Origin of the sequence: Phenylobacterium sp. (assembly GCF_037189685.1) — a bacterium.
Classification (GTDB): Bacteria; Pseudomonadota; Alphaproteobacteria; order Caulobacterales; family Caulobacteraceae; genus Phenylobacterium.
This window is the reverse complement of sequence record NZ_JBBCIT010000033.1, coordinates 92,427-112,160: the sequence shown is the minus strand read 5'-3', so window position 1 is coordinate 112,160 and position 19,734 is coordinate 92,427. Positions and strand designations below refer to the sequence as shown.

Here is a 19,734-nt window from a genome sequence, read left to right as displayed (position 1 = left end):
CGGTCTACCCGGCGTTGCGGATGGCCTTCGCCAAGTTTGACGGGTCTATCCCGAGCTTGCGCGCCGCCGGTCGAATGCCGCCCTCTGCTTCGACGACGGATTTCCAATGCCGCAACCGGGCCTCCCGCGCGTCCGCCTCAGCGCCGCGCTTAGCCCACAGCCCCTTCAGCTTCTGGGCGATGATATAGTGCGGGACCCGCGTGTTGGTCGGCGAGCCTTGAACGACCTTGGCGAGGGTCGACCGAGGCACGCCTGTCGCTTCGCTGACCGCCAGCGCGCCGAACGCCTCCACGGCTTCGCGCAAGGCCACGAAAGCCCCCGCCGCGTCGCCCGGATCGCGGCTGTAAGCGATGCCGATGTCCCCTGTCTCGCCGAGGAAGAACGACTCCTCCCAATGGTCGGCTTCCTTGCCGATGTAGATCACCTCGCTCACCTCGACGTGCCTGGGCAGGGTCTCGCCCTGGTCGAAGGCGCGGCCGTTCAGGAACTTGTCTTCCGGGTGGAAGGGGTAGGGCGCGAGTGCTTGGGCGTAGCTCTCCAGGCACTCGCGGCTAACCGGGGCGCGGGTCTTGCGATCGAAGGCGGACCGGATGGCCACATCAAGGTCACGGTCGAACGGAGCCACCGGGGAGACCTTCGCACGCCCAGCGCCGCGCTTGGCGTGCAACGCGTACATGAAGCCGTGCGGCTTCACCTGGTCCTCGTAAGGCCGCCCCTCGTTGTAGGCGTCGAACCAACCCAGGAGTTCGGGGCTGGTGGCGCTGTATCGACTGACGGCTGGACCACGTAGTTTCGGGTGGTAGCCGAACCGCGGCGCCATGCTCGCGCCGCTGAGCGCGTGCGAGACGATCGTATGCCAGACGTCGTAGTGCCAGCGCGCGACGCGATCCTTGCCCTTGAGAAGGGAAGGCAGCGGCTTCGGGATGAGCTTGATGTCCGCGTCTTTGTCGTAGGGCTCCATGAGATGGCCGAGCCCATGCGCCGAAGCCTTGCGTAGGATGGGCCGACCGGCCTCGTCGAGGTTGAAGAGCGCATAGCGCTTCGACGAGATGGCGAAGCAGTAGAGCGGGCGGAGTTGGTCCTCATATCCCTCGCGCCAGTCGTAGTTCACGGCTTCGATCTTCAGGACTGAGCCGCCGAAGGCATAGGGGTTCAGGCTCTCGAACGCCTTCGGCACTTCCAACGCGAGCCGCAGGAAATCAGCTTCGGCCATGCCCTCCGGTTGGGCGATAGCCAAGCTGTCGGTGTCGCAGAACGCCCAGTCCAGACCTCGCGTCCGCGCCTGATATTCGGCGAGCGCGAGCAGGAGTCGCGCCGCGCCCGTGATCAGCGTCGCCAGCAGCGGATGGAAGTAAGGCCCCGGACGTTCCACCTTGCGCGAACGGCAGACGAAGGACGCCCCGTCAGGCCGTCTCCTGGGGCGGGGTGTCGGGCTGCGTCTCGCTCAGGGGCCGGATGCCGATGGCCCGGAACGTCGCCTTGCCGATGCTGGCCTCGCTGACCAGATCGCACAATTCGCCGGCCAAGCCGAACTCGGCGTATCGAGCCTGAAGGGCGAGGAAGCATTCCCAGGTGATCTGGACGTCGTCACGGGCGTAGTCGAGGTAGGCGGGTGTCAGGACTTCGCCATGCGCCTCGGAGTCGACCTTCTGCGTCGGCGTCTTCAACGTCACGGCCAGGGACTTCAGCGAGTGGGATTGGCTGAGGACGGCCCCGGCGACCGTCTTCACGTCGATGAAGACACCGCGATGCGGCGCGTTGTGTCGGTTGGACCTGCGCCGCGACCGGCTGGTCCGCTGGCTGCCCGGAACGGTGAATTCGATGAACGCCGCCTTGGGACCGATGTGCTTCACCTGAATCTTCGGCCAGTACGGGTTGTCGGAGAGCTTCAGGCTGAAGCCGCCCCGGAACTTCGTGCGGTTCCTGGTAGGGCGTGCCGGCGAGGCGTCGAGCGCCACGCGGCTCAGGTCGAAGGGCAGGTTGAAGCCGATGATCTTTGCTCCGATCGCGTAGCCCTTCTGAAGCAACACCTCGTCCCGGAACTGTGCGAGCGTGATCGGGGGCAGCAGCCCTTTGCTTTGGCTGTAGCTGTTGAGCAGCGAAGCCTCTTCGGCGGTCAGCATGGCCGGATCGAAGAAGAAGCGCTCTTCGTCGAGCCGCTCGCGCTCGTAGATCCTGTAGACACCGATCCGGAAGCGCTGGCGCGGATCGATAGTGGTTTCCGTATCGAAGACGATCGACCAATCCGACGAACGCAGCGGCTGGCGTTTTGATTTCCACCTCCCTGGAGCCGGCGGAGTGTCGTCGACCGGTCGTGCATAACCGCGGATCAGCAGCGGCAAGGCGTCGGCGGGCGTCATTGATCGCCCTCCGAGTTTGAAAAACCTCCCGGCGGATCGTTTTCATTCGCGACCGTAACGATGCCGAGGACGGCGCTGATGCTGCGTTTCCAGCATTCGATCGAGCGCTCGGCGATCTCGATCTGGCCGTACATCTGATGCACGAGCTCGGCGACCTGTGGATCGATGCCGGCGGGGAGTTTGGGGCGGTCCTTCTGCATGTCTGAAATCCAGTCGTGGCAATCAACGCAGATCAAAATGACGATGGGCGAATACTTTCGGCCGGCGATGTGGTGACGCTCGTAGCGGTATCGCCAATCAAACTTGCCGCAGAGGCGGCAGTAAGGAGCGATGTCGCCGAAGTTCCGGAAGCGTCTGAATTTCCGGGTTTCAATCCGAATCCGGTTTGAATTCATGGATCTGTCCTTGATTAGAAAATGATGCGGTAGATCATCTCGAACGGCTCATCGTGTGCGTGGATGGCCGCGTAGACGTCGTTGAGATCGGAGGCGAGCAGGCGCCACTTGCCGCTCAGGTCGCGGACGTAGCGCTCCCTCCAGCGGCGCTCGAAGGTCTCCCTCCAGGCGTGGTTGGCCATCGCTTGGTGCGCCTCGTGCCAATGCTGGCAGGCGACGTGGGCGCCCTCGAAATTCGTGACGATCGCCACGACACCGTCAGGCGTGATCACGGCCACCTCGCGCGAGCGTTTGTCGCTGAAGGTCCAAGCGCCGCCGACGCGTTGTGCGCCGGCATGCGCCTTGGCGTAGGTGCTCAGCCGCTCGCGCCCGACCTTCAGATCACGCGCGGCTTCGCCCAGCGGTTTGCCGCGACGGATCTCACGGATGGCCGCCTCAAGCCGAGCGTCGAATGGCGGCGCCCTGGCCCGCGGCGAGATGTAGGCCTCGCCCACCTTGGGGTGACCGCGAGCTTGGCTACGGGAGAGACCACGAGCGGCGGCACGCTCTAGGCGGCGGCGATAGGCGGACTTGTGGTCCTGGCGCGGCAAGGGGGAGCGTTCCGATATCCAGTCCGGAAATCGAAACCCGCGGAGCCTCCATAAGATACTGTTTTGTTAGGTGTTATTCGGCACGTTGCTGGTGCTTGCCGAAACTTGCCGAAGCCATTCGCGATATTGGTTGAGGTGCTTGCGTAGTGTCCTGAGTTGAGGCGCTGGCTTTAGGTTGGCAACGTCGCCATGAAGTTCGGCGTAGCGCTCTTGGAACCGATCAAGGAGCTTCTCTGGCGCTAGATCGATGTACGCTTTGTTTTCCGCTCTCAGTGCTTCGAAAACCGGGAAGCACAAGTCGTACATGCTCCGGTCTTGCCGAACTGCGGGAGCGCGCGAAGCTGGCACGCCAGCCCCCACTGCGTTCTCATCGCCAGCCTTGCGAGCGGAAAGAACGGTGACGCGCTCGTATACGTAACCCGACGCGCTCACCATGTCCGACTGCCACTCGTCCCATAGTCTGCCATCGAAAACATCGTCGGGAATGGGGATCGGACCGTCGCTGATCGTGGGGGCAGTTTGAAAGCCCATCGCATGCAGCTGACCCCTCGCCAGCTGTCCAAATATGTCGCCCATCATAAGCTTCTGGATCGCGAGGGAGGCTGGCGTTCCCAGCCGTTCCTCCTGCTGGCGCCGCTGGCGCTCGTCTCCGAAATGACGCCACGCGGACGATAGATCGACCCCGGTTCGCCACTTCTCGACGCGGTTCGTTCGATCATCGGCGGAAACACGATTCTTCAGTCGAAACTCCCTAGATTAAAGGCGCCAAGCCGTGGAAATTTATGTGAGAATCTAAGCGTCGGCGTGGAGGCTCAGATGTCTGCGGCAGAGGCTTGGATTGAACGCAATGAATATTGGCTGGAATAAAACGGCAAACCTAGCCGGCGATCAGCGCGCGGTGCCCCTCGGAGGCCGCTGATCCTCTGCGGACACGGTATGTCTCTGAATATCGACCGCGGGCGCTTGATTGTGCGTGATGGTCTGACCCACTACCCACAAGAGCGCCGCACGTTTGAATATTTCAAAGGTGCGGTCGATCGACCCGCGCGGATCATCATCCTCGACGGTAGCGGCAGCCTGTCGTTCGACGTCATAAATTGGCTGTCTGAGCAGTCGATCCCGCTGTTTCGCGTAGATTGGCAGGGCGACATCGTCAGCGTCATCGGTGGGTCGAGCTTCGCCCAAAATGCGGATCGGGTGCGGTGGCAGGTTGAAACCCGGCATGATCCGGAGCGTCGGCTGGAATTTTGCAGCCGGTTGATTGCCGAGAAGCTTCAGAACTCGCTTCAAACAATGGTCACGTGCGTGCCGGACAGCCGGTCGCGCCAAGTCGCAATCGCGCGAGCGGAAGGTGCGATTTCAAAGCTGCGAGGCGGCCATGCGCGCGATGTCGATGATGTGCGTACCACCGAGGCGTGGAGCGCCGCCGCCTATTTTCAAAGTTGGGCCGGGACTCCAATCAACTGGAAATCAAAGTGGAAGCACCCAATCCCAGATCATTGGCTACAGGTGGGATCGCGGCGGTCCAGCAAAGGCGGGCGCTTCGCGACCAACCGAAACGCCACTCACCCAATCAATGCCATGTTGAACTACGCCTACGCCGTCGCCCGAAGCGAGATTCATATCCAGACGGTGGCCGATGGCTACGACCCGTGCCGCGGCGTGATGCACCATGATCGCGATGATACTCAGGCGTTCGTCTATGATTTGATCGAACCGCGACGGCCGCTCGTGGACGCCGCTGTGCTCAGCTTCATTCAGACCCGCGAATTCACGGGGGCAGATTTCGCGCTGCGGGAAAACGGTATTTGTCGGATTGCGCCTCAACTTGCTCGTACCGTTGCAAACATCGCCGCAACCAGCCGCTCGCTCATATTTTGTGGTCGCGGCGGGTTAACGTCAGCTGTGGACGTCAAGGTCTCGGCAGGAGGCGGACTGCTCAGCGGCTGAAACTTCATCCCTTACGCTCAAAGGTAGTCCGTCCAATGCCGCTCGGAGACAATCGAGATAGGTCTCCCTTCATCGCGCCACCCGGTGGCTTTCAGAATCTTGTTGCCGAACGAAGAATGCTTCCAGGAATCCGTCGCATAGGCACCAATCACCAGCACGTCGGTCTTCTGCGTAAGGCTGCCGCAGAGGCCGCCCCGGTCATAAACGGCCCGCTCGCAATCCTTGCGCTGCCCAAAGATGAAAGTCCCGGTAAAGCAGTAAGTCTGATCCTGAAATGACAGGCTTGGGGCTGGATCGCAGAGAGGCAGGCTCGAGGACTTGAGGATTTCACCAAGCTCGAAGTCGCGGCTGGAAACGTCATTTAACGTCTCCAGCAGCAGTAGCTTCTCTTCGTCATCAAGGACGCCGTCTGAGAGTACGTCGTTAACACGCTGGTAGAGCGTCCGAATCAGCGGCTGCTGACTAATGGCCGCGTTGGCGGCTAGCCACTTCTGCAAAAATTCCACCTCGGCTTGATTGAGATCACCGTCAGCCGCCAAGCCGCGAGCGAGGCCGATCAATTCATCGATCTGCCGCGCGCTGATACGGTCAGCGCCAAGCTGGTTGAGCAGAGCTTCTTCCACGCAATCACCCCGAAGTTGTTATGGAATGAATGCTCGCCTGCACGCCCAATGCAAGGTTCGTCTGCCAACTCCACGATAACCGAGGGATAGGAGAGCTTGACAGGAGCGCTCGGCGCTTGTGGCCTCAAGCCTCGAAATGCTCTCGCACGTATGCCGCGACCTGGCTTAGCGGAATCTCCGGCGATGATGCCCCGGCGCGGACGACCAAACGAGGCGTCGCCGCGCCACCGCTATCGGCGATGCTCAGATAAACCGGTGTTCGCGAGCGTTTCACGTCAATCCGGCAGACTAGTTTGTGCTGGATCGTCGGATAGGAGACCGATACGCATCCCGCCCGGAAGCCTTCGGAGAACCGATCCTTGATCAGGTTCGTTAGGTGCAGATCGAACTTGTCCCGGCTTCCGACGAAAGTATTGAGGTCCGGCTCGAGGCCAGGGACGGAGCCGTCGTCCCGCACGCCAATCAGCAGGGTTCCGCCCTTGTAGTTGGCGAAGGCCGCAATCGCCTTGAGTGAGGAATCCTCAAGTCGCTTGTGGATCAGACCCTGACGCAGATCCCAGCGCAGTGTCTCCTTGAATTCCAGCAGTTCACCCTCGCCCTGAGCGATCAAAAGCTCAATGGGAAGCTTCAACGGCTCTTTCTCGAGCTTGGGCGCGTTCGGGCCGGCGTCAATGAGAGTGTCTCGACGAACAAGAAGGCCGCGCTCGACTGCGGACTCGAGGACCGAGCCGATCACGTCCTTGAGCTGAGCCGAGGTGGACTTCACCCCGAAGGCTCGCGAGACCGCCTGGATGGCTTGATCTTCCGTCGCCCCGAAATTGCGAGAAACGACGCTAATGAGCGCGGTTTCAATCTCGGCGGGTGGAAACATGTCTGGCCTGCGCAGGGTCGGCGACGCAGCGGCGCTCCTGTCTCGAATGGACACGGTCGCGCCGGGCACGCTGTAGAAGTCATGCGCCGCCAGAATGCGGCCTTGGCGGACGGAAACCGTTAGCGCACGTCTGACCGCGTCCCGAATTCTGGCGCCCGCTCTTCCCCGGCCCCAGGCGTCGCGGATGCGCGCCACGATCTCGTCGAAATGGACTGGGCCTTCGACCGCGACGACCTGTTCGGAGAGCTGCGACAGGACTCCGGTCGGCGCTTCATGGATTTCTCCGGCCAGATGGCCAGGCTTGGTGAGCTCCGCCTCGACATAGGTTGTCGATAGGGCATGGAGTTCCTCGACCTCGGCGAGCCCCATTTCGGTGAGGGTTTCCCGCTCCACCAAAACGACCTCGTAGGCCGGCAGCCGGTCCTTGGTCTGGCCATCCCGCGCCAACTCGACCTTCGCCGCTTCGATCGCGGCCATGGTGCGCTCAAGCTGCTCTTGAGGTCGCTTGAACCAGTCGCCGCTCCAGATGCGATGAACATGCCACCCTTGGCCCTCAAGCACGCTCCTGCGGAGGCGATCGCGATCCCGTGCCGATCGCGCCTTCCTGTAGGACGGCCCGTCGCATTCGATGGCCAAGAGATAGCGGTCCGGCTGGTCGGGATCGGCGACGGCGATATCGATGAACAGTCCCGACACCCCCACATCCCGGTGAACCTGGTAACCCCGCTCGTGAAGCGCTTGCGCGACTTGAGCCTCGAACACCGCCTCGGTGTCACGGCCAACGGACTCGGCCAGGGACATCCGGCCGGTACGTGCGAAATGCATGAAGAGCTTGAGTGCGAAGACACCCTTGCGCGTCGAGGCGAAGTCCTGATCGATGTCTTCATCCGTCATCGACGAGAAGACCTCGCATCGGCGCTTGGCGCGGCTGATGAGGACGTTCAGCCGCCGCTCGCCGCCCTCTTGTCCGACAGGTCCGAAGCGCATAGGCGGCTTGCCGCCGAGAGTGGTCGGTCCATACCCGATGGAGATGAAGATCACGTCCCGTTCGTCGCCCTGAACGTTCTCCAGATTCTTCACGAAGAAGGGCTCCGACGGGTGCGCCTGGAAAAAGGCTTCATCTTCCGGCGGCAGATGCCTGCGTAGGATCTCGAGTTGCTCCATGATCGCCTTGCGCTGCGCCGACGAGAAGGCGACGACGCCAAGCGAGAGTTTTGGTGCGGTCTTCGCGTGATGGACGATCGCCGCCGCCACGATCTTCGCCTCGACCGGATTGGTGCGGGTCGTGCCGGTCTCGAATACGCCGTCCTTAATGTGGTGAAAGCGCAGGCCAAGCCCCGATTGGGCCGTGTAGGGGCTCGGGATAATGACCAGTTTGTTCTCGTAGAACTGGCGGTTAGAGATGGCGATCAGCGATTCGTGCCGGCTGCGATAGTGCCAGCGCAGCATCCGCATCGGCAGACCGCGGGCCGTGAAGAGGCCCAGAATGCTTTCGATGTCGGCCACGCGCGCCGCCCCGTCATCGTCGTCGCCGTCTGTCTGTCCGGTCATCTTGGCGAAGAACGCCGTTGGCGGCAGCTGCTGCGGGTCACCGACCACCACCACCTGCTTGCAGCGGGCGATCGCCCCCAGTGCGTCGACCGGCTGGATCTGGCTCGCCTCGTCCATCACCAGCAGATCGAACGTCAACGCGCCCGGAGGAAGAAACTGCGCGACGGAGAGCGGGCTCATCATGAAGACCGGCTTCAGCGCCTGCACCGCCGGTGCCGCCTTCTGCATGAGCTGACGGATGGGCATGTGCCCCCGCTTTCGGGCCATCTCGCCCTTGAGGACACCGAGCGGGCCGACCGCTCCACCCGTCTTCGGAGGCACGCGACGATGGTGTTCGAGCGCCACCTGCGCGGCCGCGGCCTTGATCCGCTGGCGGTCGAGATCGACGAAGTCGCGGACATGGCGGCCGTGGAGTTCGCCGTTGAAGGACGCCAGGGAAGGCTCCGCCTCAACCTGGCCTTCGAACACCGCTTCGAAGAAGGACTGCTCGAAGTGCGGCAGGGCGTCCACCGGGGCGAGGCTGCCGTCGTGAAGGCGGTCGACGACGTCGCCAAGGCTGAGCGCATTGCCTTCATGCGCCCGCGCCCGATAGTCGATCCAAGTAGTCAGTGCCTCACACCCGTCGCGCCACGTAGTGAGCCTTTCCGCTACTTCCGCTCCCGAAAGGGTATGCACATTGTCGGCCGTGAGCGCCGCTTCCGCAGTTGCTTTTAGATCGCCCAGCAGGATGCCAAAGGCCTCGGTCCAGTCTTCTCGAGCCGCAATGATCGCTTCGCAGCGGTTCGGAAGCTCGGTCTTGTCCGGCACGCGCGAGGTGAGCATCCTGATGTCGGCGTTGGCCTCGATCCAGTCTACGATTCCACTGAGCGCCGCCCAATCGGAGGTCTCGTTGTTCCAGCGTGTTCCGAAAGCCGCACGCCCATCCGAGGCTTGCGCTTGAAGGTCAGCTCTCGCGGCTTGCCCGCGGGTCAGGTTTTCTAGGTTCTGACGCCGAGCTTCTAGCGACGGCTCCTGCGACGCCGCGATGGCGACGTAGCCGGCATGGGCTCTCGTTAAGCTTGAACAGACTTCGGCGACGGCGCTCAGATCCGCCGCGTCGGCGGTGTCGGCGACGCCGAACATGATCTTCCGCGCGCGCCCGAGATCGTCCCACAGGTCCGCGGTCAGCGTCCGCGCGGCCTTCAGTTGGACACCGAGATTCTTCGCCAAGTCCCCGATCCGCGAGCGATCCGGCTTGCGCCCGACAACCAGGCGAGGTTCGGCGCCCAGCCCCTTCAGACTACGCATCCAATCGACTAGCGCGAGAAGCGGGCCCGACGACGTGCGCTCGGCGCGCCAGTCGCTGCCGAATGCCGACCGACCGAACGCACCTTCCTCCTGGATGAGCTTGCGGGCGGCCTGCCCACGAGCCAGGGCGTCGAGCCAGCCAAGGCGACGCTGGAGCGGCGCCCTGGGATCGGCCTGGTATGAGCGAACCAGACTGTTCGCGGAACGCCAGTCGGCATTGAGGACCCGGAACAAGGATGCGCCATGCAGGGCGAGGTTGCGCCGGGCGTCCGAAAGGTCGGCGGTCCACGCCGCATCACTCAAGGCGGAACCGATCTCGGCTCGTGCATCCTCAAGCGCCTTGACTGCGTTGGCGAGGTCGGCCGCGCGCTCAATGCCGCTATCCCATAGATCCTGCGCGAACGCCGAGGCGTCCGCTTCGGGCGCGGTTGAGACACGATCGCCGACCTCGGCCATCGTTTCCAGATCGGCCAGGGACTTGGGCGCTACATCGCGCCCGATCGCCTTTGCCAGTCGCTCCGAAAGGTCGTGGATAGCATCGACGTGTTGAATCAGACTTTCCGCGCGCTCGAAGGCGGCCGCCGGCGTTCCACCTTCGAGAGGCTCCAAGACCTTGGCGATCCCGCAGACGTCCGTCTCCCAGGCCGCATCCCTAAACGCTGTCGACAGCGCCTTTCGCAATATCGTCAGCTCAGAGCCGGCGCTGATCAAGGCGCGTATTTGGCCCGGTTGTTCCCAGATGTCTGCTGCAAGGGCCTCCACCGGCATTTCCGGTGCGCCGGCCAGTCGGACCGCCAGAGCCTGAAGCCCTTCGAGGTCGCCGAGCGCCGTCGCCTCCTCGTTCTCCAGGAGAACGCGCAGGGCATCCTGATCCGCCCGTATCTGTTCGAACCGTTCGGATAGGCTCGACAGCTTCGCGCCTATGCGCAGGATTTCCGGAGGCAGGGCGCGATCGAGTTCGATGCCGCGCCAGATATGCTCGCCTGGCGCGCCAAGATCCAGCACCCGTTCCGCCAGTTCGGTGACGAGGCGCGACCGTCTGTCGAAGTCTTCGTAGGACCAGGCCTGCGCGTCTTCCAGCTGGATATAGGCCGGTTGGACGCCAGCATGGCGCAGCCGGACGAGGTGACCGATCACGTCGTAGGGCGTGTAGCCGGCCTTTCCGAGCGGTCGATGTAGTCGATCGGCATGCGCGTTGAGTTCGTCACGAACCTCCGTCAGACGGGCGTTCAGCGCCGACAGATTCTCGGTCCGGGGCGCGCCCAAATCCCAGGTGCGGCGAAGCTCTTCCAGGACGGCGCGCTTGTTGGCCTTGTTGCTGTGCAGCTCAAGGCAGGCGTCGCCGACGCCCGTCGTGTCGAGCCGGCGCTTGACGACCTCCAAGGCCGCCATCTTCTCTGCGACGAACAGGACAGTCTTCCCGTCAGCCACGGCCGCAGCGATCACATTCGCGATCGTCTGCGATTTGCCGGTGCCGGGCGGTCCCTGGATAACCAAGTCGCGGCCGCGCCTGACCTCCTCGATGGCGAGCGTCTGCGAGCTGTCGCTGTCGACAATATGGACCATCTGCGCGGGTGACACATGCGTGTCGACCGACGACTCCTCGGACAGGAGCGGCTCCCCTTCCGGGAAACCTTCGGTCATCAGCGGCTTGATGAGGGCGTGCTCGGACAGACGGGCGCCGGCCGGCCAAGTCAGAGGGTCCAGGTCTCGGTACATCAGGAACTTGGCGAACGAGAAGAAGCCGAGCACGAGATCATTCTCGTCGACCGACCATCCCGGCTTCGCCGAAACGGCGTCGGCGACCGCGGCGGCGTAAGTCGATGGGTCGAAATCGTCGCCGGCGTCGAACGTCGGAAGCTTCAGCCCGTGTACGCGATCGAGGTAGGCTTCGAGCGACAGGTTGGCGGAAATGTCCTCCGGGCGCGCCCTCAGCCGGAATTTCTCGCCGACGTTGCCGCGCTCCAGCTCCACCGGGACGAGGATGAGGGGCGCGTAGCGGATCGCAGTCGCGTTGTTGGGATCGATCCACTTCAGCGTTCCGACCGCCAGGAACAGGATGTTGACCCCTTGCTCCTCCTCGAGGGTGCGGGCGTCGTAGTAGAGGTCGAGCAGCTTCTTCTGGAGGCCCGTGGCCGTCAGCCTCGTCTGAAGTCTTGTGTCCGCATGGCGATTGGCGACGCCGCGGGCATCGACGCCGTTATCGTCGGGCTGCACGAATTCGGCGATCTCCTCGCCGCCTTCGTCCCCTTCGACGACTTCGCCTTTGCCGGCGAGGAACGTGAACGCCTTGCCGTCCCTCACCAGCAGCCGGATGACTTCGGGCCCGCTCTCGTCGACGATCTCAAGGGTTTTGGCGCTCTTGGCCGATCGGGGGATGTTGAGAAGCCGGTTGCGGGCTGAAAGGTCCAGCAGCTCCGTTCGCGCCCGATCCAGCTTTACGTCGATCGGCAAGTCGCTCTGGAACACAGACACCGGCTCCGTTGCCGGCGAGACAGCATTTTCTGTCGACATGCACGCCCCTTCCCCTTTGGAAACCACTGCACGGGATGAGGCCGCCGTCCAGATTTTTCCCCGGAGTATGCAGCTATGGATTGTGGTTTGTCGCCTGTGTGCGGGGACAAATTGATGCGCAGCGGGGCGTGTCCCACGCCAAGAAGGGATTTATTGGAGGCAGTTCGCCTTTGCCGGCTTCTGTGGTCAGCCCCTGACTCCGACGCCACCTTCGCTATACCCCCTCCGCGGCGGCCGGGGAACATCTTGCGAACACGGAACAAAGAGGGTACTTCTCGAGTCGTCGCGCGGCTCCGGCCGCCCGGTCGGCGGAATCGTGGAATAGAGGGCGAATGGCATGTCGCAATCGGCGTTGAGGCTCGTGGGAAAAGACGATTCGGAGAAGCAGCGCGCGCTGGAGGCGGCGCTGACGCAGATCGACCGGGCGTTCGGCAAGGGCTCGGTGATGAAGCTGGGCGACAAGGGCAAGGTCGTGGAGATCGAGGCCGTGTCCACCGGTTCGCTCGGGCTGGACCTGGCGCTGGGCATCGGCGGCCTGCCCAAGGGCCGGATCGTCGAGATCTACGGTCCCGAGAGCTCGGGCAAGACCACCTTGGCGCTGCATGTGGTGGCCGAGGTGCAGAAGGCGGGGGGAACGGCGGCGTTCGTCGACGCCGAGCATGCGCTGGACCCGTCCTATGCGCACAAGCTAGGCGTGAACCTGGACGACCTTCTGGTGGCCCAGCCCGACACGGGCGAGCAGGCGCTGGAGATCACAGACACGCTGGTGCGCTCGAACGCCGTGGACGTGATCGTGATCGACTCGGTGGCGGCGCTGACCCCGCGCGCCGAGATCGAGGGCGAGATGGGCGACAGCCTCCCGGGCCTGCAGGCGCGGCTGATGAGCCAGGCGCTGCGCAAGCTGACGGCGTCGATCTCCAAGGCCAAGACGCTGGTCATCTTCATCAACCAGATCCGCATGAAGATCGGGGTGATGTACGGCAGCCCCGAGACCACGACGGGGGGCAACGCGCTGAAGTTCTACGCCTCGGTGCGCCTGGACATCCGCCGCACGGGCTCGGTGAAGCAGCGCGACGAGATCGTCGGCAACAACGTCCGCGTGAAGGTGGTGAAGAACAAGGTGGCCCCGCCGTTCCGCGAGGTCGAGTTCGACATCATGTACGGCGAGGGTATCTCGAAGCTGGGCGAGATCATCGACCTGGGCGTGAAGGCGGGGGTGATCGAGAAGTCGGGGTCCTGGTTCTCGTGGAATTCCCAACGCATCGGTCAGGGACGTGACAACGTGCGCGAGTTCCTGAAGGCCAACCCCGACATGGCGAGCCAGATCGAGCGCCAGGTCCGCGGCGCCAAGGACGCCGTGGAGGAGCAGATGCTGGTGGGCCCGGCCGAGGGCGCGGACGACGAGGACGGCTCGCTCTGACCTGGCCGGCTTTCCGGAAGAGCCAGGTTTTGCCGAGCCGGGCCGGCCTCTCCGCCCACGGCCGGTTCCGCGTCGCCTTCAACCCGCGGCGGCCCTCCGCATCTTTCGGGGTTGGGAGTCCGGCGTCGCCGCCCACCCCGGGCTTCCGCAGGCTCTGACGTCCCCGCATCGGAGCCGCCCGCCGACGTGGCTTGCCGTGTTCCGCCGGCGCTCGGAGTCGAGCAGCGTTCGGAGTCGATGCGCCCGGCGCCGGGTCGCGGCCGGCCTCGGTGAGGCCGCCCCTCGCCAGGAGCGACCTTTTCCTTTGGCGGGGCGTCGCAGGTTTCGTAAAGGGTCCCGGGTTCCCACCTGAATGGATCGCGCCCGTCGCGATCCGATCCCTCTCCACGACCTGACGACAGTAGCACGATGCCGAGCCTGAACGAGATCCGGACGCACTTCCTGGACCACTTCAAGCGGAACGACCACGAGGTCGTGGCCTCGGCTCCGCTCGTTCCGCAGAACGACCCGACGCTGCTGTTCGTCAACGCGGGGATGGTGCCGTTCAAGAACTACTTCATCGGCGCCGAGACCGCGCCGTGGCCACGTGCGACGAGTTCGCAGAAATGCGTCCGCGCCGGCGGCAAGCACAACGACCTGGACAACGTCGGCTACACGGCGCGCCATCACACCTTCTTCGAGATGCTGGGCAACTTCTCGTTCGGCGACTACTTCAAGGACGGCGCGATCGAGCAGGCGTGGGCCCTGATCCGCGACTTCGGCCTCTCGAAGGACAGGCTGCTGGTCACCGTCTATCACACCGACGACGAGGCGGCGTCGCTGTGGAAGAAGATCGCGGGCTTCTCCGACGACCGCATCATCCGCATCGCCACGTCGGACAATTTCTGGTCCATGGGCGACACCGGCCCCTGCGGCCCCTGCTCGGAGATCTTCATCGACCAGGGTCCGGAACTGGCCGGCGGCCCGCCCGGCAGTCCGGACGAGGACGGCGACCGGTTCCTGGAGTTCTGGAACCTCGTCTTCATGCAGTTCGAGCGCTTCGCGGACGGGACCGAGCGTCCGCTGCCCAAGCCGCAGATCGACACGGGCATGGGCCTGGAGCGGATCGCCGCGATCCTGCAGGGCGTCCATTCGAACTACGACACGGACCTGTTCCGCACGCTGATTGCCGCCAGCGTGGAGGCGACCGGCGTGAAGGCCGAGGGCGAGGCGGCGCCGTCGCACCGCGTGATCGCCGACCACCTCAGGGCGACCAGCTTCCTGATCGCAGACGGCGTGACGCCGTCGAACGAGGGCCGCGGCTATGTGCTGCGGCGAATCATGCGCCGCGCCATGCGCCATGCGCACCTGCTGGGCGCCGAGGAGCCCCTGATGCACCGGCTGGCGCCCACCCTGGTGAACGAGATGGGCGACGCCTATCCCGAACTGCGCCGGGCCGAGGACGCCATCGTCGACACCCTGCGCCAGGAGGAGGTGCGCTTCCGCACGACGCTGGGCCGGGGCATGGCGCTGCTGGACCAGGCGACCGCCGGCCTGTCGGACGGCGGCGTGCTGCCGGGAGAGACGGCGTTCCAGCTCTACGACACCTACGGGTTCCCGCTCGACCTGACCCAGGACGCCGTGCGGGCGCGTGGGATCAGCGTGGATCTCGACGGCTTCGACGCGGCCATGACGCGCCAGCGCGAGATGGCCCGCGAGGCCTGGAAGGGATCGGGCCAGACCGCGGCGGCGGCGGAATGGTTCGCCATCCGCGACCGCCTGGGGCCGACGGTGTTCGTGGGCTACGACCAGATCGAGGCGACGGCCGAACTGCTGACCCTGATCGTCGATGGCGCGGAGGCCGACAGCGTCGCCGCGGGCGGGCGGGCGCAGGCGCTGTTCGACCGTACGCCGTTTTACGCCGAGAGCGGGGGCCAGGCCGGCGATCAGGGCGAGATCGAGTGGCCGGGCGGCCGCGCGCGCGTGCTGGACGTCCAGAAGCAGGCCGGCGACCTGCACGTCCACGACATCGAAGTGCTTGAGGGCGACCTCACGCCGGGCGTGCGGGCCCGGCTGGCGGTCGACGCCGAGCGGCGCGCGACGACGCGGGCCAACCACTCGGCCACCCATCTGCTGCATTCGGCGCTGCGCAATGTCCTGGGCCGCCACGTCACCCAGAAGGGCCAGATGGTGGACGGCGAGCGCATCCGCTTCGATTTCAGTCACGGCCAGCCCCTGACGGCGAACGAGATCGACCGGATCGAGACCGAGGTGAACGCGGTGGTCCGTCAGAACCTGCCGGCCGACACGCGCCTCATGGCGCCGCAGGAGGCCATCGAGGCGGGAGCGATGGCGTTGTTCGGCGAGAAGTACGGCGACAGCGTGCGCGTGCTGACGCTGGGCCGGGCCCTGAGCGGCGAGGGCGACTATTCGGTGGAGCTGTGCGGCGGCACCCATGTGGCGCGGACTGGCGATATCGCGCTGTTCAAGATCGTCTCCGAGCAGGGGATTGCTGCGGGCGTACGCCGGATCGAGGCGCTGACGGGCGAGGCGGCGCGGCGCTGGCTTCTGGAGCAGGCGGCGGTGGCCAGGGGGCTGGCCGACCAGTTCAAGACGCCTGTGGCCGAGGTCGCGGGGCGGGTCGAGGCGCTGCAGGCGCAGGGCCGCAAGCTGGAGAAGGAGCTGGCCGAAGCCAAGCGGCAGCTCGCCATGGGCGGCGGCGGCGGCGCTGGCCCGGCTTCGGGACCGGAGGACGTGGGCGGCGTCCAGGTCATCGCGCGCGTCATGGAGGGCGTGGGCGGCAAGGACCTGCGGCCGATCGCCGAGGAGTTCAAGAAGCAGCTTTCCGACGGCGTCATCGCCCTGGTCGGTACGGCCGACGGCAAGGCGGCGGTGACCGTGGCCGTGACCGGGACGGCGCAGTCGAGATTCAACGCCGCGGACCTGGCCCGGGCGGGCGTCCTGGCGATGGGCGGGCAGGGGGCCGGCGGGCGCCCGGACTTCGCCCAGGGCGGCGCGCCTGACGGCGGCCGGGCGGCCGAGGGGCTGGCCGCCGTGAAGGGCGCTATCGCAGGCTGAGTCGGGCGAGCCCCCGTCGCGTCTGAGGCGAACGCGCGTGCGCGCGCCCAGGTTGTGGGCTTTAAGAGAGTCTTAGGGGTTCGGCCGTCGGGGCCGTTCGGGGATCTGACATGACACGGAAATTCGTCGCGGCGCTCGCCGCCACCGCGGGCCTCGCGTTCGCGGCCACCCAGGCGCAGGCGACCGTCTTCGCCGGCACGTGGGAACTGACGGCCTACAACAGCGCGGACCCGGGCCTGGTGCTCAGCATCAATGGCCCGCTGAGCGACTCGTTCAACCTCGATCTGGGATCCGATCCGGTCCAGAGCTTCGACCTGTTCAAGCTCTACACCAACGAGACGAGCGTCAACGGCGATGACACCGCATGGTCGGCCATCTCGCTGAAGTTCACGTTCGATTCTCCGGACAACAACAACGGCCCGATCTTCATCGACGGCGACACCAGCGGCTACACCTTCTTCGGCATCTACCAGGCCGGTCAGCTGGTCTGGGACAAGGGCGGCCAGGCGCTGCTGACCTGGGGCCACGGCGAAGCCGGCCTGCTCGACCCGGGCCGCATGACCATCACCGTCAACGGCGGGACCTTCAACGAGGGTCTGTTCGGCCTCAACGAGGGCAAGAAGCACGGCCTCAAGGTGGCGGCGGAGTTCCACTGGGACAACAACCCGACCTTTGCCGCCGCCGTCCCCGAGCCTGCCACCTGGGCGCTGATGATCGGCGGCTTCGGCATGGCCGGTGCGACCCTGCGCCGTCGCCGCTCGCTGGCCCACGCCTAGCACCCGTCTGATACGACACGCGAACGGCCGGGGGCGTCCCCGGCCGTTTTCATTGTCGCCGGGTTCGACGGTGGCGGTCTCGCGCGGTCAATCGGCGAGATAGACGCACAGCTTGTTGCCGACCGGATCGCGGAAGTAGGCCGCGTAGAAGCCGCTCACGGCTTCGGGCGGTCGATATCCCGGCCCGCCTTCGTCGGCCCCGCCGCCGGCCAGGGCCGCGGCGTGCGCAGCGTCGACCTGCGCCTTGGAGGCCGCCTTGAAGGCGACCATCACCCCATTGCCCGAGCGTGGGTCCCCGCCATCGTATGGGCGGCAGAGTCCGAGGCAAGGCTCCCCCCCGAGCGGTCCGTAAAACGCCCAGCCCGGGAAGGGATCCTTACGCTCGTAGCCAAGCGCGCCCAGGACGGCGTCGAAGAACGGCAGGGCAGCCTCGACGTCGTGGGCGCCCAGGGTGACATATCCGATGCTCATGCGCGGCCTCCTGTTCGTTCGCCATCCTAACCGCCCGATCGAACAAATCAAGAACATGAATTGACAAGAAGGCGTCGCAGGCGTCTTTTCGAAGAACGCCGTTTCTTCGGGAGGTCCCGAGATGGAAGACCGCGGTCACTTTGGCGAACAGACGACCGACGTCGTCGCGCACGAGCGCACCTATCATGCCTTCAGCGTCCTGGTCCGCTGGTCGATGCTGCTGATCGGCGACGCGATCCTGTGGCTGACCCTGTGGTTCGCTTCACCCGCGGGGTTCTGGGGCGCGACCATCGCGGGTGGGGCGGCGTTCCTGCTGGGCTACGTCTTCCTCGTCCGGCACGAGGAGAAGCAGCCGCTCGACGTCTGGATTGAAGGCCGCTGAAGACGAAAGCGCCGCCGGCGGGGTCCGCGGGCGGCGCTCGAAAGACGATGTGGCCGCCTCTTTAGGGAGGCGGCGCGGATCAGGCGGCCAGCGCCTTGTCCAGGTTGTCGGCCACCTTGTCGATGAAGCCCTCGGTGGTGAGCCAGCCCTGGGTGTCGCCCACCAGCAGGGCGAGGTCCTTCGTCATCGAACCGCTCTCGACGGTGGAGACGCATACCTCCTCCAGCGTCTTGGCGAAGCGGGCCAACTCGTCGTTGCCGTCGAGCTTGGCGCGGTGGCTCAGCCCCTGGGTCCAGGCGAAGATCGAGGCGATCGAGTTGGTCGACGTCGACTCGCCGCGCTGATGCTGGCGGTAGTGGCGCGTCACCGTGCCGTGGGCGGCCTCGGCCTCCATGATCTGACCGTCCGGGGTGATCAGCACCGAGGTCATCAGGCCCAGCGAGCCGAAGCCCTGGGCGACCTGGTCGGACTGGACGTCGCCGTCGTAGTTCTTGCAGGCCCAGATGAAGCCGCCGTTCCACTTCAGCGCCGAGGCCACCATGTCGTCGATCAGCCGGTGTTCGTAGACGAGGCCGGCGGCTTTGAACCGGTCGGCGAACTCGGCCTCGTAGACCTCGGCGAAGATGTCCTTGAAGCGGCCGTCGTAGGCCTTGAGGATGGTGTTCTTCGTCGAGAGATAGACGGGATAGTTGCGGTTCAGGCCGTAGGCCAGCGACGCGCGGGCGAAGTCGCGGATCGACTCATCCAGGTTGTACATGCCCATGGCGACGCCGCTGGCGGGGAAGTCGAACACCTCGTGCTCGATGACCTGCCCATCCTCGCCCTGCCACTTGATGGTCAGCTTGCCCTTGCCGGGGACCAGGAAATCGGTGGCCTTGTACTGGTCGCCGAAGGCGTGGCGGCCGACGATGATCGGCTGGGTCCAGCCGGGGATCAGGCGCGGCACGTTCTTGCAGATGATCGGTTCGCGGAAGACGACGCCCCCAAGGATGTTGCGGATCGTGCCGTTCGGCGACTTCCACATCTTCTTGAGGTCGAATTCCTTCACCCGGGCTTCGTCCGGCGTGATGGTCGCGCACTTGATGCCGACGCCGTGCCGCTTGATCGCCTCGGCCGCGTCGATCGTCACCTGATCGTCGGTGGCGTCCCGGTTCTCCATCCCCAGGTCGTAGTACTCGATCTGCAGGTCGAGGTAGGGGAGGATCAGCTTTTCCTTGATCAGTTTCCAGATGATGCGGGTCATCTCGTCCCCGTCGAGGTCGACGACGGGGTTGGTGACTTTGATCTTGGCCATGAGGGGCGGGGGCTCCGGGCGATAGAATGTCTTAAGGGCCGTATAGCCGCCGGGAGCGACAACGCAAAGGCTCGCGAGGGGTCACCTTACGGTACGGACGCCTCCCGGGCTCGGCAACGGGCAGACCGTGGCCGGGGCCTGTGCGGCGCGGGCGAGAGGCGCGGTCGGACGCATCCTTTCGCGCTGGCGCCGC

The 19,734-nt window shown here is 65.1% G+C and carries 14 protein-coding genes; 5 read left to right on the top strand and 9 right to left on the bottom strand.

Annotated features, from left to right (window positions below):
• Positions 1–4: 4 nt before the first annotated feature.
• From WG212_RS18905 to WG212_RS18885, 5 genes are all read right to left on the bottom strand, one after another.
• A complete protein-coding gene (locus WG212_RS18905; RefSeq protein WP_337188671.1) occupies positions 5–1,372 on the bottom strand; it encodes a hypothetical protein in 1,368 nt (455 codons plus the stop codon).
• Positions 1,373–1,403: 31 nt separating this feature from the next.
• The gene (locus WG212_RS18900) at positions 1,404–2,360 is read right to left on the bottom strand and encodes a hypothetical protein (RefSeq protein ID WP_337188670.1); all 957 of its coding nucleotides are present in this window, start codon (positions 2,358–2,360) and stop codon (positions 1,404–1,406) included.
• On the bottom strand, positions 2,357–2,755 hold the full coding sequence (locus WG212_RS18895; protein WP_337188669.1) for a hypothetical protein: 399 nt from the start codon (positions 2,753–2,755) through the stop codon (positions 2,357–2,359). Before WG212_RS18895 ends, WG212_RS18900 begins: the two co-directional genes overlap by 4 nt.
• Positions 2,756–2,769: 14 nt before the next feature.
• Positions 2,770–3,345, bottom strand: a complete 576-nt coding sequence (locus WG212_RS18890) for a hypothetical protein (RefSeq protein WP_337188668.1) — start codon at positions 3,343–3,345, stop codon at positions 2,770–2,772.
• Positions 3,346–3,411: 66 nt separating this feature from the next.
• Positions 3,412–3,924, bottom strand: a complete 513-nt coding sequence (locus tag WG212_RS18885) for a hypothetical protein (protein WP_337188667.1) — start codon at positions 3,922–3,924, stop codon at positions 3,412–3,414.
• Between the two features lie 357 nt (positions 3,925–4,281).
• Here WG212_RS18885 and cas1 point away from each other — a divergent pair, with 357 nt between their 5' ends.
• The gene (cas1, locus tag WG212_RS18880) at positions 4,282–5,295 is read left to right on the top strand and encodes a CRISPR-associated endonuclease Cas1 (protein WP_337188666.1); all 1,014 of its coding nucleotides are present in this window, start codon (positions 4,282–4,284) and stop codon (positions 5,293–5,295) included.
• Positions 5,296–5,312: 17 nt separating this feature from the next.
• On the opposite strand, the gene WG212_RS18875 is transcribed toward cas1, so the two are convergent.
• Positions 5,313–5,918 carry a BRCT domain-containing protein gene (locus WG212_RS18875; RefSeq protein ID WP_337188665.1) on the bottom strand — a complete coding sequence of 202 codons (606 nt, stop codon included), beginning with the start codon at positions 5,916–5,918 and terminating at the stop codon, positions 5,313–5,315.
• 124 nt (positions 5,919–6,042) lie between these two features.
• Positions 6,043–12,141, bottom strand: coding sequence for a DUF3320 domain-containing protein (locus WG212_RS18870; protein ID WP_337188664.1), 6,099 nt, complete (start codon positions 12,139–12,141; stop codon positions 6,043–6,045).
• A 337-nt stretch (positions 12,142–12,478) separates the two neighbouring features.
• Between WG212_RS18870 and recA the strand changes: the two genes are divergently transcribed.
• The 3 genes from recA (at position 12,479) to WG212_RS18855 (ending at position 17,394) form a co-directional block, all read left to right on the top strand.
• A complete protein-coding gene (gene recA / locus WG212_RS18865) occupies positions 12,479–13,561 on the top strand; it encodes a recombinase RecA (protein ID WP_337188663.1) in 1,083 nt (360 codons plus the stop codon).
• A gap of 408 nt (positions 13,562–13,969) precedes the next feature.
• Entirely contained in the window at positions 13,970–16,618 is a 2,649-nt protein-coding gene (alaS, locus tag WG212_RS18860) for an alanine--tRNA ligase (protein WP_337188662.1), read from the top strand.
• 110 nt (positions 16,619–16,728) lie between these two features.
• Complete coding sequence (locus WG212_RS18855) at positions 16,729–17,394, top strand: PEPxxWA-CTERM sorting domain-containing protein (protein ID WP_337188661.1); 666 nt, start codon at positions 16,729–16,731, stop codon at positions 17,392–17,394.
• A gap of 87 nt (positions 17,395–17,481) precedes the next feature.
• Here the strand turns inward: WG212_RS18855 and WG212_RS18850 are convergent, their stop codons facing one another.
• Entirely contained in the window at positions 17,482–17,865 is a 384-nt protein-coding gene (locus WG212_RS18850) for a VOC family protein (protein WP_337188660.1), read from the bottom strand.
• A gap of 121 nt (positions 17,866–17,986) precedes the next feature.
• Between WG212_RS18850 and WG212_RS18845 the strand changes: the two genes are divergently transcribed.
• Complete coding sequence (locus WG212_RS18845) at positions 17,987–18,247, top strand: hypothetical protein (protein WP_337188659.1); 261 nt, start codon at positions 17,987–17,989, stop codon at positions 18,245–18,247.
• 79 nt (positions 18,248–18,326) lie between these two features.
• Here WG212_RS18845 and WG212_RS18840 read toward each other — a convergent pair whose 3' ends face one another.
• Positions 18,327–19,541, bottom strand: coding sequence for an NADP-dependent isocitrate dehydrogenase (locus WG212_RS18840; RefSeq protein WP_337188658.1), 1,215 nt, complete (start codon positions 19,539–19,541; stop codon positions 18,327–18,329).
• Between the last annotated feature and the right edge of the window lie 193 nt (positions 19,542–19,734).